The following is a 16825-nucleotide window of genomic DNA, read 5'->3' as shown; positions in this document are numbered from 1 at the left end:
TTAAAATCCCTTTAAACTGACAAATTAATGACAGAATCAAGCTTGTTTTAGAAAGAATTGTGTGGTTGACAGTCTTTTACGAATATGTCAACGATGAAATAAGGACAAGTGTTTTAAGTTATTTTGCTCTTAAGCCAGCCAGGAAAATCTCTGCGAGCATTTTTTCTTTTGCAAAAATTTGCTTGAATTGTTCTTTGCCGGGGAACATAATTTTATCCTTGCTAAGGATGTTGAAGTGGATGCCTGAGAGGGCATCAATGAATACATCTGTAGCTAATTTAGGGTCTTCTATTGTTAATTCCCCACTTGCTATGCCCCTGTTAAAAAGAGAGCCAATGATAATTGCTTCGAAAGTTCGTGCCCTTTGGAATTTTTCATAAAGTCCTTCTGGTAGTTCTGTACTAATTACCTGATTAGATTCAAATAGATTATAATATTTCTGAATGTAAGCCTGACGCTTTTGGAGTAGCTTAAGTACACCCTCTGTTGCCGTTGTGGTTTTATCAATGGATTTGACTAAGTCTCTGCTCATTATTTGCATCAGGTGCTCAATAGAATTTACATACAGGCTTAACTTATCAGGGAAATAATAATAAAGAAGTGCTTTTGAAAAAGAAATATCTTTGGCAATTTCTGTCATTGTGGTCTTTGATAATCCATAATGAGCAAATCTTTTTAATGCGGCTTCGATAATTAAAATTCTTTTCTTATCCTGATTTTCCATAGAAATATTAATGTTCTCCCTTGTTGTTCTTGAAGTTACCTCAACAACCTTTGATAGTAAAAGGATGCTGCTGAGCTAAAATTTCATGAAAAATAGTCAAAATTTTTAAATATTGATTTTAACATGTTTATTACAGGGCTTATCGATTACATTTGCAGTGTTTACTTAATCTGTTGAAACTTCTATGTTAAACGTGCAAAAGAATAAATCATTAAAGCCTTACAATACATTTAGTATATCTGTTGATGCAAATTATTTTGCTGAAATCCTTTCAGAACAGGATCTTTTGGATGTGCTAAAATCGGATCTAATGAAGCAACAGAGCTTACTGGTTCTGGGAGGGGGAAGTAATGTCTTGTTTACAAAGGATTTTGAGGGATTGGTAATGAAAATAAGTATCCCTGGAATTTCCAGTGCTGTAAAAGGGGATGAGATTGTTGTTACGGCTGGTGCAGGAGTGGTTTGGAATGATCTTGTAAAATATTGTGTTCAAAATGGTTTTGCCGGTATAGAAAATCTTAGCCTTATTCCCGGCACTGTGGGGGCTTCACCAATACAAAACATTGGTGCTTATGGTGTGGAATTAAAGGATGTTTTTGAATCTTGTGTAGCTTATGAAATTGCGACTTCAGAAAAGCGAGTGTTTAATTTTAAAGATTGCCGTTTTGGATATAGAGATAGTGTTTTTAAGAATGAACTTAAAGGACAATACATCATTACCTCGGTTAGCTTTAAGCTAAGTAAGTCGGCAAAAATTAATTCTCAATATGGTGCTATACAGGAGGAATTAAGTAATAAAGGTATTGCTACTCCAACCATTAAAGATATTTCTGATGTTGTTTCGGAAATAAGGGTTGCCAAACTCCCTGATCCTTCTACAATAGGGAATGCCGGGAGCTTTTTTAAAAATCCCGTTATTACAAAAGATGAATTTGAAATTGTAAAGTCTTTACACCCAAATGTAGTTCACTATCCGGCCCCTGATAATAAGGTTAAACTTGCAGCAGGCTGGTTAATAGAACAGTGTGGGTTTAAAGGTATTGTTGTTGGGCAAACAGGAACATGGAAAAATCAGGCCTTGGTTCTGGTTAACCACGGTAGCGCAACTGGCGAGGAAGTGTATAGTTTTTCAGAACAAATTATAAATAATGTGGATGCCAAGTTTGGTGTTAAGTTGGAAAGGGAAGTAAATATCCTGTGACAACGCCCATTCAATACAGTGGGCGCCGAAAATTAATTTGATAACATTGGGATCTTTTTTTTGGTACATAAGTTGTATATGTTTTTGAGTATAATATTAAACAAACTGGTGAGCGCCACTCTTAAAACTTTGTTTGTTTGCTTTTATAAACCCTAAAACTTAAAACATTATGACAAAAAATGAATTCAACCTCAAATTAAATGACCACTCGGTCTCTCTACAGTCATTCGCTTTAAATTTTACAAAAGATATTGAAGATGCAAACGACCTGGTACAAGATACTATGTTGAAGGCTGTAACTTATTATAGTAAGTTCAAAGAAGGAACAAACCTTAAAGGATGGTTGTTTACGATTATGAAAAATACCTTCATTAATAATTATCGCCGTTTGGTAAAAACAAATGCATTAATTACTCAGTCTGATGATATTTCTTCGGCAAATCTTCATTACAGTGCTTCTAAAAACACCAGCGACAGCAAGTTTGTTATAGGTGATATTAATAAGGCTCTGGCTACTTTACAGCCAGAATATCATATTCCATTTGTTAAGTATTTTGAAGGGTACAAATACCATGAAATTGCAGAGATGCTTAACATTCCTATTGGTACTGTGAAAACAAGAATACATGTTGCCCGACAGATTTTAAAAAAGTATCTAAAAACATACTCTAAAGATGTTCTTGGAGCTGATATAGTTTAAGAAATTCAAAAAAAAAGCGGGTGTCAAACAAGAAGGGCACTGAAAAAGTGGCTCGAAAATAACCGAGAGAAATAAAATTATGAAATAATTGAATTTGACCATCTCAGGGGCGGCTACAGAAAATTTTAACTAGAAAAACTTCTTACAACTTAATGAAAATGGGGCAATTCATGATTTATGAACTGCCCCATTTTTGTAAAGGACTTTTTCAGTGCCCTCCAAACAAGGCACCCGCTTTTTTTTGGTTTAACTATTTTTCTACAAAGGCCTTTAAGTTGGCTAATCCTTTTTCGTAATCTTTTCCGATCATGGAGTCATATGCGAGCGACATCCATTTTGAGAAAATAGATGTATTCTCTCCTCTAAAGTCCCAGGTTACTTTTGTGCTGCCATTGGCGGTAGGCTCAAAATAGAACGAGGTTGTTGCAGTGCTTTGAAATGGTTTAATGAATTCTAGTTTTTCGTCGATTTGCTTGTTTGGGTTAAGTTTTTCAATTGTAATGCTTCCGGTTCCTACTTCTTTTCCTTCCCAGCTAAATTTTGAACCTACAGAAACACCATCGCCCGTTACCGTGTGCTTAGCAGTCTTGTCCATTTGCATCCATGGGTTCCATAATCCAAAATCGTTAAAATTTAATGTTTTCTGATAGGCTATGCTGTCAGGTTTGTTAATTTCAATGGATCTGCTTACGCTGTAAGTTTTAGGAAGGAAGAAACCAATGATAAAAAAGAGGGCAATGATTACTACAATAATGCCCGCTAAAACTTTAATTATTTTCATTTTTATTTGTTTTGGTTACTTAAAATTAACTTAAAAAATTTTATTGGGCAAACAATTAATTTTTAGAATGTATAGGTAGGAGATAAGGTTGTTTAACTGTATCAAAATCATATTTTTGAAGCTAAATTAATTTTCATACATGAATTACTTCTATTTACTGATCAATCTGATGCTGCTTCTTTTGTCATTTATGTTGGTTTTGGATAAAAAAGCAAACCCTATGAGAAGCTGGAAGCATATGGCTCCGGCAGTATTAGTTTCAGGAGTTGTATTTTCGGGTGCTGCACTTTTCTTTAATCAATTTAAAATATTCTTTTTTAATCCTGAATATACTGTTGGAGTTAATATTCTTCAATTGCCCATTGAAGAAATTATGTTTCACTTTGTTTTGGCTTTTGCCGGGCTAAATATCTATGTGGTTTTGAATGCGCATTTTCCCAAAAATAACCTCGAAAAATTCAGTCTTTCCATCAGTAATTTATTGTTGGGGTTGCTAATTGCAATGCTATTTTTTGCCCACAGTAAATTATATTGTGTTGTTACCTTTTCTATGCTGTTCATATTACTTTTTTATGTAGAGTATGTAAACAAGCTTAGGTTTACATATAAGTTTTATAGGGCTTATGTAGTATTGCTTATCCCTTTTTGTTTGTTGTATATGTTTGTTGGGGGTTTGCCAATTCTAACTTATGCAATTGATAAAACTATTAACCTAACCTTAGGCCCGATTCCATTTGAATCCTTCTTTTATCTTATGAGTGTTCTTTTGACAAGTGTTTATTTATTTGAAGTACTTAAAAGTAAAGCCTAATGGAGCTGCCAATTTACACAAAGCAACAGCTTGCATTGCGCAACGGACAGGATAAGCCACAAATATGGATTGCCTATAAAGGAGTTATTTATGATGTAACAGATAGTAGAATGTGGAGGAATGGAAAGCATTATGAACATTGGGCCGGTCAGGATCTGACAGATGAGTTGCCCGATGCTCCGCATACAGAGATGGTGTTTGAAAAGTTTACGGCAATTGGGAAATTAAGTACATAAAGAATCTATCTGTTTGTATTTCTTTATGTACTTAATTGTAGAAGCTTATGATTCTATTGAAAATGAGCTTAGGTTTACAAATTCCTGAACGCGTGCAGTAACTTCTTCTGCTGTTAAATTTAAGATCTTTTCAGTTCCAAATTTCTCTACACAGAAAGAAGCAAGGGCAGAGCCAAAAATTATGGCATTTTTCATATTGTTAAAGTTAACAGTCCCTACTTTAGCCATGTAGCCAATAAAACCACCTGCAAAAGTATCTCCTGCACCAGTCGGATCAAATACCTCGGCTAATGGTAAAGCCGGAGCCGAGAAAATTTTATCTTCATGAAATAACAAGGCTCCATGTTCGCCTTTTTTAATGATCAGATACTTAGGCCCCATTGCCAAAATCTTCTGAGAAGCTTTAACTAACGAATACTCTCCTGACAGTTGACGTGCCTCTTCATCATTGATGGTAAGTACATCTACCATTTTAAGCGTTTCCAGCAAATCAGGCATCATGATGTCCATCCAAAAGTTCATTGTATCTAAAACGATTAATTTAGGTTTATTTTTCAGACGTTTGATAACAGTTTGCTGAACAATAGGAGTAAGGTTGCCTAGCATTAAGTACTCGCAGTCTTGGTAGCTATCAGGAATAATAGGGTCAAAGTTCTCCAGAACATTAAGTTCAGTAACTAAGGTGTCGCGGCTATTCATATCATTATGATATTTTCCGGACCAAAAGAAAGACTTTTCTCCGTCTTTTATCTGCAATCCCTCTGTGTCAATTCCATGGTTTGTAAAAGTATTTATGTCTTCTTGATGAAAATCATCACCTACAACACCAACAATTTTTACTTTATTGTAGAAGTAAGAAGCAGCTAAACTTGCATAAGTTGCGGCACCACCTACTATTTTATCTGTCTTTCCGAAAGGAGTTTCGATTGCATCAAAAGCTACAGTACCTATGATTATCAGGCTCATATGAAATAATTGTTTTTTTTTAATTTTTTTTCTCCGCAAATATTGCATAAATAAATTAAAACCCCTAATATTGCATTCCCAAAACGAACAAGGCGATGCGTTCTTAAGAGTGCATCAGAAGCGTTTTTGGAAGACCAGACTCCTTCTTAGCTCAGCTGGTTAGAGCATCTGACTGTTAATCAGAGGGTCGCTGGTTCGAGCCCAGCAGAGGGAGCCATAATGGGCAAGCACGGTAAAACGGTCGCTTGCCCTCTTTTTTTTGTTCTAATCTATTGTTAGTCAGGTAGATAATGGGATCAATGCCAAAAGTTGTGGAGCAATGATTAAAAATATAGCTTTGTATTTTTAGTGATCCTTACCATTTATGCCATCCACTACCAAGTCTTTACTGAGCCTATTTTTACCAGAATTTATCTTAGAGAATTTTGAATTCACCAATGCGATTGAAGAACCAGATACTTTTCATATTCAGTTAGAAGAGCTCAATACTCTGCCAACAGAATGGAATTCGATCAAGGTGCAGTCCAAAGGCTTCTTTCCAGAGATTGTAGTTCAGGATTTCCCTATCCGTGGCCATAAGGTTTTTTATCACATCAAACGGCGGCGATGGATGAATCTGGAAAGTGGTAAGGTGATCTACCGGGATTGGACTTTAGTAGAAAAGGGAACGCGAATGACAGGAGATTTCGCGGCTTTTTTAAAAGAAATCAATCAATACAGCACCCAATAGCATTGACAGTATCAGCTCCTTTTATGGGGTAAACGCCAAAAACCTGCTTCGCCAGTATCGTGATTACCTGAGTGAATTTAAAAGCTGGAATCAAAAATCACATGCTAAGAAGTGGCTTTTATTTCCTCAGAATCTTGGTAAACATCTTTCTATTGATGAGACTAGCCTGTCTCATGGAGAACTCTATACAATCGTTACTAATAAAGCTGCTAAAGGCAAAAAGGGCGCGATCGTGGCCATTGTAGCTGGTACCAAAGCAGAAACCGTAATTTCGATATTGCACCAAATTCCAGAAAGGGACCGCAAAAAGGTTACTGAAATCACATTAGATATGGCAGGTAATATGGAGCTCATTGCCAAGAGATGTTTTCCCGTGGCGGTAAGAGTAACAGACAGGTTTCATGTACAGAAACTGGCTACTGAGGCACTTCAGGAAATGCGGATCAAATACCGATGGGAAGCTATAGATGCTGAAAATGAGGCCTTGGAATCTGCAAAGAAGACTGGTGCCGACTTTGGTATGGAAGTACTTGCAAATGGAGATACCTTGAAACAATTACTAGCAAGAAGCAGGTATGTACTGTACAAGAAGCCTTCAGACTGGAAACAGAGCCAAAAAGAAAGAGCAAAACTCCTATTTGAAAAATATCCAGACCTTAAAACAGCCTACGGACTCAGCATAGGGCTTAGTCAGTTATTTGAAAATACAAAAGATAAAGTCTTCGGATTGGCTAACCTGGCCAGGTGGCACGAGAAAGTAAGACAGACTGGCTTCAAATCCTTCAACACAATTGCACGCTCAATTCAAAATCATTACACCACCATTCTGAACTATTTTGATAACAGATCTACAAATGCTTCGGCTGAATCGTTCAATGCTAAAATAAAGGCTTTCAGAACGCAATTCAGAGGGGTGAAAAATATAGAATTCTTCCTGTACAGACTAACTCAACTGTATGCCTAAAATCCTAAAAAAGCTGCCCTGCTCCACAACTTTTGGTATTGATCCAGATAATGCTGGAGCGGAATTCTTGGGGGGAATGAAATAAATTCTTTCTTTTGCACTTGTAAATCAAACGACAATTTTCATTTTGAGCGAAGCTGCAGAAACCCTTATCAGTTTATTATTACCAGAAGGCATTCTGGATTATTTTGAATTAACGCAAGTAGAAAAAGAAGGTAAGATGTTGAATATCTACCTTGAAGAGAAAAATATAGCCCCTGATGGCTATGCAAACAAAGACCTTGAGTCCAAAGGCTTCTTTCCAGAGGTGAGTATCCAGGATTTTCCAATTCGAGGTCAAAAAGTCGCTTTACGCATTAAACGGCGTCGCTGGACAGTTAAGAAGACCGCGGAGATCATCAGCAGAGATTGGGATTTAGTAAGGAAAGGGGCACGAATGACAACGGAATTCGGTCTTTTTTTAAAAGGAATATTTGGATAATCATCCAATCAGCTGCTATCATTTAGGTCATTACTTTCAGGTAGATGGCAAACAGCTTCAAGAACAATATAAAGAGCATATCAGCGATTACAATAGTTGGGAACAGAAAGATCATGCAGACCAGTGGATGTTGTTCACAAAGAATATCAGTCCATATTTAAGCATCGACGAGACTGCTTTATCCAATGGAGAATTATATACCATCATCACCAATAAGACTGCAAAAGGTCGTAAAGGCGCTATTGTAGCAATGATCAAAGGTACAGTAGCCGAGGATATTATCACCGTACTGAAGAAAATACCCGAAAGGCTTCGAAAACGAGTACAGGAAGTCACCATGGATATGGCTGCAAATATGCAGTTGGCCATTAGGAGATGTTTTACCAATGCGCACAGGGTCATCGACCGCTTCCATGTTCAAAAACTTGCTTATGATGCTGTACAGGAATGCAGAATCAAATACCGTTGGGAAGCTCTGGATGCAGAAAATGAAGCGATTAAGCAAGCAAAGAGAGCTAAAACCATCTTCCGCGGGGAGGTGCTTTCCAACGGAGATACGCTAAAGCAATTGCTGGCCAGAAGCAGGTATTTGCTGTTCAAGCACCACAGCAAGTGGACTCAGGTTCAGAAAAATCGGGCTGAACTACTATTTGAGCGGTATCCCGAGTTAAAAAAGGCTTATAAACTATCCCTTAGATTAGGCGAAATCTTTAAGGTATGTAAAAGCAAGGAGCAGGCATTTAAAAGACTGGCATTGTGGTATAATGATGTGGAAGATTCCGCAATAGAATCATTCAGAACAGTATCCAGATCCATACAGGCTCATTATTTATCTATTCTGAATTTCTTTACTAATAGATCAACGAATGCTTCAGCTGAGTCATTCAATGCCAAGGTTAAAGCTTTCAGAGCAACTTCCAGAGGGGTAAGAGATGTCAAATTCTTTCTATTCAGACTTTCTAAAATATATGCTTAAAGTTTCATGCCCCCAAGAATTCCGCTCCTTGATCCTCCTTGAGTCTGTTTCTAAATTTGAATTTGCATCCGATTGAGGCAACGCCTGATTGTCGAATTCTTCTCTAGTCATATTGTATCAATGGCTTGTAGAACAAATTTATCAATTTAAGAAATGATTTCAATTTTAATAAAACCAGAAAAAAAACTAGAATTCGAATCCACATTTGTTCGAAATTTGAAAGAAACCCTGTAGCTGTCTATAGGATATTTAATCTTCATTCTTCAGAAATTTTTGAAAAACTGCTTGTTTTAATCAATTCGCCCATAAAATGGGTCGAATTAAGCACTGTCACTGACCACGTGCTGTGTAAAGCCTTTAAGCAACTCCACTACACTATTGTCTAGGAAGGCGATGTCAAGCTCTTTTGTCAGATTTTTCTAATTTATGGCAAGTTTATAGGGTTGACTGTTTGTTGCCCTATGATTAATTTCATTAATCGCTCTATTCCCGTTCTTATCGCATAGAAGGATTGATAGTAGTGCGCTTGATTTTTATAATTTTACTAATGGCCTCTAATCCGGTTGTGGGCAGTTCTGAAATAATTTCAGTCTGGCGGTTAATGATGTTGAATTTTTCACTTGTAGAGCGTTGCATAAGGATTAGTTATTAAACATATAATATAAATTTATTTCGAAGTATATTCGTAATTCTGTCTTTGACTCATTGTATTGTTGATATAACAAAGGATAAACGAATATTAATCGTTTATCTTGTTAATATTTTGCATATTTAAATGTTTTATGTAGTTTTGATATAAGATAAACGAAATTAAATCGTTTATCTTGTTGATATTTTACAATGGATATTCAAGCAGCACTAAGAGAGCTATCTAACCAACCGCTGACCCACCAGCTCCTGGCCGGCCTTTTAAAAGACTATAAACGACCAAATGATAAGATATTGTCTTTAAAAGCCGATGGCCTGATCGAACCGGTCAAAAAAGGACTTTATATAGCAGGTAGATCCCTTGGCACCGAACGACCTGAAAGCGCATTGCTTGCCAACCATATACTCGGACCAAGCTACCTTTCAATGGAAAGTGCGCTCGCCCATTACGGGCTAATTCCAGAAAAGGTTTTTGCGGTCACTTCAATGACTACAAAAGCCTCTAGGAAATTTCAGACCAACATTGGACTATATACCTATACGAACCTGCCATTGCCTTATTACGCATTCGGTCTTGCTACCGTGAGCCTATCTAAAGACCAACAGGCTATAATGGCAATCCAAGAAAAGGCACTATGCGATAAAATAGCTACAACAGCGGGCATAACCTTAAGAAGCCAGTCTTCTGCAAGAGACTATGTTTTTGGAAACCTGAGAATGGAGGAAGAAGATCTAGCTAAGTTTGATCTAAACGCGATGTTAAGCTGGCTGGAAAATGCACCCAAAAGGGAAAGCCTGGAAATGTTAATCAAAATGATCGAAAAAATATGATAAAGGAATGGCTTGAAGATTATCATCCCGCAAACAGGGAGGAAGCTAAAGATGCATTGAGGGAAATCATGCAGGAGATCACACTGGCAGGGCTTAACCGTGCCGGTTTTTTTGAAAAGGCGGCATTTTATGGTGGAACTGCGCTCAGGATATTCTACGGGCTGGACCGCTTTTCAGAGGACCTGGATTTTTCGTTGCTTGCCATTGATCAGGATTTTTCGCTGGAAAAATACCAAGATGCTATCATAAATGAGTTCGCCGCCCTAGGGATGCAGGTATCTATTTCGGAAAAACAGAAGATAGCGAAGAGCAACATCAACTCAGCCTTTCTAAAGTCGGAAACCATTTGGAAAGAACTTGTGTTGGAGGGTGTCATCCCACAGAACGGACTTAAGGAAGTAGCCAGCATCAAGATCAAGATAGAAGTGGATAAAGAGCCGCCCTTGGGGTTTTCTACTGAGGAAAAGTTATTGCTCAAGCCTTTTTCGTTTTACGTGAAGTGCCTGTCGCTTCCCGACCTTTTTGCCGGCAAGATGCATGCATTGCTTTTTCGCAAGTGGGGCACGAATGTAAAGGGGCGGGACTGGTATGATATGGAATGGTACATCAAAAAAGGATATCCTCTCAATCTCGATCATTTCTTGCTAAGGGCGATAGATAGCGGTGACTGGAAAAAAGAGACCATCAACGAAGAAGAGTTCAGGAAATTATTGAGCGAAAAGATCGAAAGTGTTAAAATGGACTTTGTCAAAGCAGACATCTCCAGATTTATAAAGGATCCAAAGGGACTTGAAATATGGTCCCCAAGTTATTTCCACGACCTGAGTGCAAAACTAAAAATCAATACATCAAGTTAAGCTCTAGACCTTGTGGCTTTGGAAAAATTAAAACCAGAAGCCATGTATTTAAAAGGACCTACTAAATTTGTTAATAATTAAAAGCCGTTACAAATATTTAACGGGATTTCTTTGATAGTTTGTAACCAATTGGTTAAGGTATAGTTAGAGTTGGGTATCCTCCGTCTGTTAATCAGAGGGTCGCTGGTTCGAGCCCAGCAGAGGGAATGTTTGTGAATTTCGATTTTTGGATTTTTTTGATTGTAGTTTTTTGTATTCTTTTGACTTTCAGTATTTTAATGTTCGTCCTGTTTTTTAGGTAAATTTACCTTTTGCAGAACATTAAGCGGAGACTCTTGAACTATTCTTGGCATTTTTATATCTGATTTTACAATTTCTGTTATAAGCTGAGTTATTGAATCAATAAACTATGCATCCTTACCAGCTTTGACTTCTATTTATTTTTGTGTTATTTTTCTTAATGCCCATCTCATTTTTCTATCTAATTAGTTCTTTTGTAATAATAAACATTGCTTAGTCTGGTAGCTTTACCGTTAACAGCTCGTTTAAACTCTTTTTTGAAGATTAAATAGAGGTAACTCGTTGATGTAGTATGGAGTAAATAGGTCTTGATTCTTGTTTTTTTAAAATAAATCTAATCATAAATCTGATTTTCCTTTAAATTGTAGTGTGTGTGCTTGTAAATTTAATACTAAATGGCTTTTAATGTCTGTAGAAGTGTTGTAAAATTATTTATTTGGCTATAAATATTGGAAAAATCCGATTATAAATTATAATTATTTGTTATTTATTGTTTTTTATCAAAAAAAAGTAATAAAATAGCCTATTGTTAAGAATAATTTAGGAGATAGGCGTATGATTAACCTTAAAAGCTATCAAAATGTATCGGATACATGGGATGAAATGTATATTTCGGATAACAATCTTAGAGGTCAGTATCAGGATATTATCAATTATCTGAAAAATGAATCAATTAATGACCTCAACAAAAAAGAAGAACTGGCAAAACGTTTATTCATGAGCCAGGGAATTACTTTCACTGTTTATGATAGTGGTGAGGGCATTGAGAAAATTTTTCCTTTTGACATTATTCCCCGCGTCATCACTTCTTCCGAATGGTCATTCATAGAGAAAGGGATTAAACAGCGGCTCAAGGCGCTAAATCTGTTCCTTAAAGATGTGTATAGCAATCAGTTTATCATCAAGGATAAAGTAATCCCATCGGCCCTGATTTATTCCTGTCCACATTTTCTGCGGGAAATGCATCAGCTTAACGTTCCACATGATATTTATATTCATATCGCTGGAATTGATCTGATCCGGGATAATGATGGGACGTTTTATGTGCTGGAGGACAACCTCAGAACTCCATCAGGGGTAAGTTATATGCTGGAAAACAGGGAAATTACCAAGCGCTTGTTTCCGGATCTGATCCCGCAATGTAAAGTTCGTAGCGTTACTGAGTACCCATCCATTTTATACAAAAACTTGCTTGCATTATCTCCGCGTGCAGTTTCCAATCCAACTATAGTATTGTTAAGTCCCGGCATGTATAACTCTGCCTATTATGAACACACTACCCTGGCAAGGTTAATGGGGGTGGAACTGGTCGAGGGCCGGGACCTGCTCGTCCGTGATCAGAAGGTTTTCATGAAAACTACCACTGGGCTGCAGCAGGTAGATGTCATTTACCGCAGAGTAGATGACGATTATATTGATCCGCTGGTTTTTAATCCAAATAGTGTTTTGGGTGTTGCAGGGTTAATGAGTGCTTATCGTAAGGGTAATGTAGCTATAATTAATGCCGTGGGAAATGGAGTTGCGGACGACAAGGCTGTTTACAGCTATGTCCCTGATATGATCAGGTACTATTTAAATGAGGAGCCGTTGTTGAAAAACGTTCCGACCTATAGCCTGGGTAATACTGATGAGAAGGAATATGTTTTTCAGAATATGCATAAAATGGTCATTAAAAAAACCAATGAAAGTGGCGGATATGGAATGTTAATGGGGCATGCTGCCTCTCAGCAGGAAATGGAGGCATATAAAAAGGAAATACTAAAAGATCCCAGGAATTTTATTGCGCAACCCACCATTAGCTTGTCAACTGCTCCATGCTATATGGATGGGGTTTTACAACCAAGGCGGGTAGATTTAAGGCCTTATGCGTTGTATGGTCCTGAAGGCATATCCATAGTTCCGGGAGGACTGACCAGGGTTGCCTTAAAAGAAGGCTCGCTGGTCGTGAACAGCTCACAAGGTGGTGGCAGTAAAGACACCTGGGTTTTATCATCTTAAATTATACGCGTTATGTTAAGCAGAGTAGCATCAAGTTTATATTGGCTAAGCAGGTATGTGGAGCGCAGTGATGGCATTTTAAGAATGCTTAAGATAAATTATGCCTCATCACAAGATACTATACACGAGTTCACATGGAACCCGGTAATACGGATTTCATCAGGTGGAAATGAAGAAGAAATTTCAACAATGAAAAACGACAGTCGTGCTGTGGTGGAATACCTGCTCTTTAATCGGGACAATCCAAATTCTATTATCAACATGATTACCTTGGCAAGGGAAAATGCAAGAAGTGTCCAGGAACATATTGCCAAAGATCTATGGCAATGTTTAAATGAATATTACCATACTGTCAAAGATCCAAAACTGTTGTGGTATGTACAGAAAGATGACCCCATAACGGCACTTGATATCCTGATAAAACAAGTTATGCTTTATTATGGCACTGCTGAAAGTACCTTAGAGCGCGGTGAAATCAGGAGTTTTATGAATATCGGGAAATACCTGGAACGAAGTATTCAGTCTATCGATATTCTGGATATCAAATTTATATCTATTTCCAATGATCCCGATCTGCTTACTGATGCATCTTACTGGAAGCACCTGTTGCTGTCGTTGGGAGGTTACGAACTTTATCTTAAGTCGTATAGGGAAGGTTTTGATGCTGAAAATGTGCTCGAACTGGTCATGTTAAACAAAGACTTTCCCAGGTCGGCTATTTATTCAGTAAACAATATACAGCGGTATTTTGAACGATTGAAAAGTGAAAAAAACCTGGAGCATTACAATAACCTTTCCTTTAATATAGGCAGGTTACACAGTAACATCACCTACAGTTCTGTTTACAGCATGAAAGAAGAAGACTTGCATACCTATCTTGTAAAGGTCAGAAATGAACTTTTTGGTATAGGAAGCCTATTAGATGAATATTATTTTGCCAGTTATTAACTTTTAAACAAAATTAAGATGCCAATTTTTAAAATAAAACACATCACCAATTATAAATATGAATCTGCTGTTCGTGACAGTGCTAATCAGATCATCCTGTTCCCAATTAAAGATGAATATCAAAAGGTAATCAAGCACGACCTCAACATTTCAGGAAGCCCGGATGTGGATATCTTTATAGATTATTACGGGAATGAGGTGGGTATTTTTACTCAAAGCGAACCACATAACCAACTGAAAATATTTTCTAAGATTTCTGTGGAGACTATTCCAAGACCGCTGCCCCAGGATGATATTTTTGCCAGTGAACAGTGGAATACCCTTGATATGATCAAATATGATGTTCCCTTCGTTGACTACCTTAAACAGGAATATTTTGAAAATGCGGATGTCCTTAAACAAACTGCAATGACGCTCAGGGATGAAAATGACACCCCTTATCAAATGGCAGTAAAATTCTGTAACTATGTATTTAAGCACTTTGAATATATTAAAGGTTTGACAACTGTTGATACCACGATTGACGAGATTTTAAGATTAAAGGCTGGTGTTTGCCAGGATTTTGCTCATATCCTAACTACAATGCTCCGATTTGTACAAGTTCCTGCACGTTATGTAAGTGGGTACATTTGTCCTAACAGAGATGGTATGCGGGGAGAGGGCGCAACCCATGCCTGGGCGGAGGCATATCTTCCTGGATATGGTTGGCTAGGACTGGACCCTACTAATAATTGTATTGCTAACGATAACCATGTCCGATTGGCAGTAGGAAGGAACTTCTGTGATTGTTCGCCTGTTAAAGGGGTTTTTAAAGGTACATCAGGACATGTTCTAGAAGTAACCGTTTCTGTGGGACATGATGATGATGAAAACATGGAAATTGAAGGGTACTTTCAACCAAAAGAAGTCAACTACAATAAATCGATTGCCAATCAACCTATAAAGAATAGTTATCAGCGCTATATGGATACGGTCATTCAACAACAGCAGCAACAGCAATAATAAAATTCTAACTCAAATGATTTATCCATGTTTTATTTTTTAAGCTTAGTAAATATAAGAATATCCATTTTTATCTGAGTACGAAAAAATGGTCTAAAGGCAACTCACATAAAAGACCGTTACGAATACGTGACGGAGCAAAATTTTGAATCGCAAAAAAAAGTGATTATACTGCTTCTGTAAGTCAGAAACGAAGATTTTTGTCCTTTTTAGCACGGGTAAAGTCGAAGACTCCGCACACCATTTGTATATACAAGAGAATTGGCCACTGAGTATGCTCCAAAGTGGCCAGTTTTCAAGCTTAAATCTATTCGCTTGACTGATTTACAAGGTTTTTAAAGAATTTGTGATGTTGGGGAAGTCCTGTGTCAAGACAGGGAGTGAACGCCGTATGCCGGTGCTTGTCGTGCCTTTTAAGAAAGAATGTTTTATAACTGCCATTTTACTTCAAATTGTTGTTAAAGAATGTTTCCAGCTTGGCGAAAGGAATAATATCAACCTTGTCGTATAAATCTACATGTACGGCATTAGGGATAATCATTAATTCCTTTGGCTTTACAGCTGCTTTGAAAGCAGCTTCACTGAAATACCCTTGTAGAAATCTGCACCTTTACTGTTTTTGAACATTTGCAGACGGTTATCCCGTCTGATAAATGCGCATTCTCCCGCCTTTATAATGGTCTTTTTATTTCTGTCAACAATAACGTGTTCGCCCGAATAGATATAAACCAAAACGTGTTCGGGTTTGGAGTGTATACAGTGTGTGCCATATTCGGAAAAACACGAAAGGAATATACCCGAATAGCTTAATGTGTCGTATTTATCTTCTTGCTTTAAATTCATATCCTGCTGATATTATGACGTGCAAATTTAGAAATTTTGTGCCTGCTTTACTTTTCTAATAGGGCCATTTTGTTTTTCTTTAAGGCTCAATATGTGATGGAAAAGTAGTCAATAACTATCAACAACTATAGGGCTGTATTAGGAATAATTTCTCATAGGGAATATTTTGTTTCTTGCTATGAATTTTTGACAGTTAAAAACTGAATATTTTTCAGTGATCTTGTAATTTTTTCAGTCTCATTAATCAAAAATTCATTTGGCATTTATGTTGTGTTATTATGGGCGAACGAAAGTTCAAAGAGTTTAATTAATTATAAGTTTTAATCATTAAATCAAATTAAGGAGGAAAAACCCATGACGTTGGTTAAATTTAATCCAGAAAACAAGAGAAATTCATTAATACCAGGCTTTAATGATGTTTTTGATTCCATCTTCAATGACACTTTCTTTGCGGATCGCATGGTAGCGCGTGTACCAGCCGCAAACATCAGTGAAAGTGCTGATTACTATCATGTTGAATTAGCGGCTCCGGGACTTAAAAAAGAAGATTTCAAGCTCAACCTTGAAATGAATGTATTGAGTATTTCTGTGGAGCAACGAACAGACGACAAACAAGAGGAAAGGAATTACGCCAAACGTGAGTACAGCTATAGTTCTTTTGTACGTTCTTTCACCTTACCTGAAAGTGCCGATGAAAACGGCATTCAGGCAACTTATAATGATGGTGTTTTAGCGATCAATATTCCAAAAAGAGAAGAAGCAAAAACAGTAAGCCGTCAAATAGAAATTAAATAATTTCTTCAAAGATGAATTTCGAGAGCTACCTAG

The 16825-nt window shown here is 37.1% G+C and carries 19 protein-coding genes and 1 tRNA gene; 15 read left to right on the top strand and 5 right to left on the bottom strand.

The annotated features are described in order from the left end of the window. Positions 1-118 precede the first annotated feature (118 nt). Positions 119-724, bottom strand: a complete 606-nt coding sequence (locus CPT03_RS15750) for a TetR/AcrR family transcriptional regulator (protein WP_099439726.1) — start codon at positions 722-724, stop codon at positions 119-121. Between the two features lie 184 nt (positions 725-908). Here CPT03_RS15750 and murB point away from each other — a divergent pair, with 184 nt between their 5' ends. Further along, positions 909-1925: a UDP-N-acetylmuramate dehydrogenase gene (murB, locus tag CPT03_RS15745; RefSeq protein ID WP_099439725.1), complete on the top strand. Its 1017-nt coding sequence runs from the start codon at positions 909-911 to the stop codon at positions 1923-1925. A gap of 169 nt (positions 1926-2094) precedes the next feature. Next, on the top strand, positions 2095-2625 hold the full coding sequence (locus CPT03_RS15740) for an RNA polymerase sigma factor (RefSeq protein ID WP_099439724.1): 531 nt from the start codon (positions 2095-2097) through the stop codon (positions 2623-2625). A gap of 250 nt (positions 2626-2875) precedes the next feature. On the opposite strand, the gene CPT03_RS15735 is transcribed toward CPT03_RS15740, so the two are convergent. Then, the gene (locus tag CPT03_RS15735; RefSeq protein WP_099439723.1) at positions 2876-3406 is read right to left on the bottom strand and encodes an SRPBCC family protein; all 531 of its coding nucleotides are present in this window, start codon (positions 3404-3406) and stop codon (positions 2876-2878) included. Positions 3407-3545: 139 nt separating this feature from the next. Between CPT03_RS15735 and CPT03_RS15730 the strand changes: the two genes are divergently transcribed. Both CPT03_RS15730 and CPT03_RS15725 read left to right on the top strand, forming a co-directional pair. Continuing rightward, complete coding sequence (locus CPT03_RS15730) at positions 3546-4217, top strand: lycopene cyclase domain-containing protein (protein WP_099439722.1); 672 nt, start codon at positions 3546-3548, stop codon at positions 4215-4217. Next, the gene (locus CPT03_RS15725; RefSeq protein ID WP_099439721.1) at positions 4217-4453 is read left to right on the top strand and encodes a cytochrome b5 domain-containing protein; all 237 of its coding nucleotides are present in this window, start codon (positions 4217-4219) and stop codon (positions 4451-4453) included. Before CPT03_RS15730 ends, CPT03_RS15725 begins: the two co-directional genes overlap by 1 nt. Positions 4454-4498: 45 nt before the next feature. Here CPT03_RS15725 and CPT03_RS15720 read toward each other — a convergent pair whose 3' ends face one another. After that, a complete protein-coding gene (locus CPT03_RS15720; RefSeq protein ID WP_099441145.1) occupies positions 4499-5419 on the bottom strand; it encodes a PfkB family carbohydrate kinase in 921 nt (306 codons plus the stop codon). A gap of 140 nt (positions 5420-5559) precedes the next feature. Here CPT03_RS15720 and CPT03_RS15715 point away from each other — a divergent pair. The 5 genes from CPT03_RS15715 (at position 5560) to CPT03_RS15695 (ending at position 8570) form a co-directional block, all read left to right on the top strand. Next, a tRNA-Asn gene (locus CPT03_RS15715) sits at positions 5560-5636 on the top strand. A 147-nt stretch (positions 5637-5783) separates the two neighbouring features. Next, complete coding sequence (locus CPT03_RS15710) at positions 5784-6149, top strand: transposase (protein ID WP_099439720.1); 366 nt, start codon at positions 5784-5786, stop codon at positions 6147-6149. Next, on the top strand, positions 6130-7113 hold the full coding sequence (locus CPT03_RS15705) for a transposase (RefSeq protein WP_099439719.1): 984 nt from the start codon (positions 6130-6132) through the stop codon (positions 7111-7113). Before CPT03_RS15710 ends, CPT03_RS15705 begins: the two co-directional genes overlap by 20 nt. A 127-nt stretch (positions 7114-7240) precedes the next feature. Next, positions 7241-7594: a transposase gene (locus CPT03_RS15700; RefSeq protein WP_172954192.1), complete on the top strand. Its 354-nt coding sequence runs from the start codon at positions 7241-7243 to the stop codon at positions 7592-7594. Then, entirely contained in the window at positions 7587-8570 is a 984-nt protein-coding gene (locus CPT03_RS15695) for a transposase (protein WP_099439718.1), read from the top strand. The genes CPT03_RS15700 and CPT03_RS15695 overlap by 8 nt, the downstream gene beginning before the upstream one ends. A 495-nt stretch (positions 8571-9065) precedes the next feature. On the opposite strand, the gene CPT03_RS22830 is transcribed toward CPT03_RS15695, so the two are convergent. Then, positions 9066-9206 carry a hypothetical protein gene (locus CPT03_RS22830; RefSeq protein ID WP_157766471.1) on the bottom strand — a complete coding sequence of 47 codons (141 nt, stop codon included), beginning with the start codon at positions 9204-9206 and terminating at the stop codon, positions 9066-9068. Positions 9207-9410: 204 nt separating this feature from the next. On the opposite strand from CPT03_RS22830, the gene CPT03_RS15690 reads away from it, so the two are divergent. The 5 genes from CPT03_RS15690 to CPT03_RS15670 all read left to right on the top strand — a co-directional run bounded on the left by CPT03_RS15690 (position 9411) and on the right by CPT03_RS15670 (position 15154). Then, positions 9411-10049 carry a hypothetical protein gene (locus tag CPT03_RS15690; RefSeq protein WP_099439717.1) on the top strand — a complete coding sequence of 213 codons (639 nt, stop codon included), beginning with the start codon at positions 9411-9413 and terminating at the stop codon, positions 10047-10049. Beyond that, positions 10046-10906: a nucleotidyl transferase AbiEii/AbiGii toxin family protein gene (locus CPT03_RS15685; protein ID WP_099439716.1), complete on the top strand. Its 861-nt coding sequence runs from the start codon at positions 10046-10048 to the stop codon at positions 10904-10906. Before CPT03_RS15690 ends, CPT03_RS15685 begins: the two co-directional genes overlap by 4 nt. 855 nt (positions 10907-11761) lie before the next feature. Then, complete coding sequence (locus CPT03_RS15680) at positions 11762-13204, top strand: circularly permuted type 2 ATP-grasp protein (RefSeq protein WP_099439715.1); 1443 nt, start codon at positions 11762-11764, stop codon at positions 13202-13204. A 12-nt stretch (positions 13205-13216) separates the two neighbouring features. Next, the gene (locus tag CPT03_RS15675; protein WP_099439714.1) at positions 13217-14152 is read left to right on the top strand and encodes an alpha-E domain-containing protein; all 936 of its coding nucleotides are present in this window, start codon (positions 13217-13219) and stop codon (positions 14150-14152) included. A gap of 18 nt (positions 14153-14170) precedes the next feature. Next, complete coding sequence (locus tag CPT03_RS15670) at positions 14171-15154, top strand: transglutaminase domain-containing protein (protein WP_099439713.1); 984 nt, start codon at positions 14171-14173, stop codon at positions 15152-15154. Between the two features lie 555 nt (positions 15155-15709). On the opposite strand, the gene CPT03_RS15660 is transcribed toward CPT03_RS15670, so the two are convergent. Beyond that, positions 15710-15997 (bottom strand): hypothetical protein, encoded by a 288-nt coding sequence (locus tag CPT03_RS15660; RefSeq protein WP_245869861.1) that lies wholly within the window; start codon positions 15995-15997, stop codon positions 15710-15712. Positions 15998-16351: 354 nt separating this feature from the next. Between CPT03_RS15660 and CPT03_RS15655 the strand changes: the two genes are divergently transcribed. Then, a complete protein-coding gene (locus tag CPT03_RS15655; RefSeq protein WP_099439712.1) occupies positions 16352-16792 on the top strand; it encodes an Hsp20/alpha crystallin family protein in 441 nt (146 codons plus the stop codon). Positions 16793-16825 lie beyond the last annotated feature (33 nt).

The organism is Pedobacter ginsengisoli (assembly GCF_002736205.1).
In the GTDB taxonomy this organism is placed as follows: domain Bacteria; phylum Bacteroidota; class Bacteroidia; order Sphingobacteriales; family Sphingobacteriaceae; genus Pedobacter; species Pedobacter ginsengisoli_A.
Note: the sequence above shows the minus strand (reverse complement) of the source record. Positions and strands in the feature narration are given on the sequence as shown.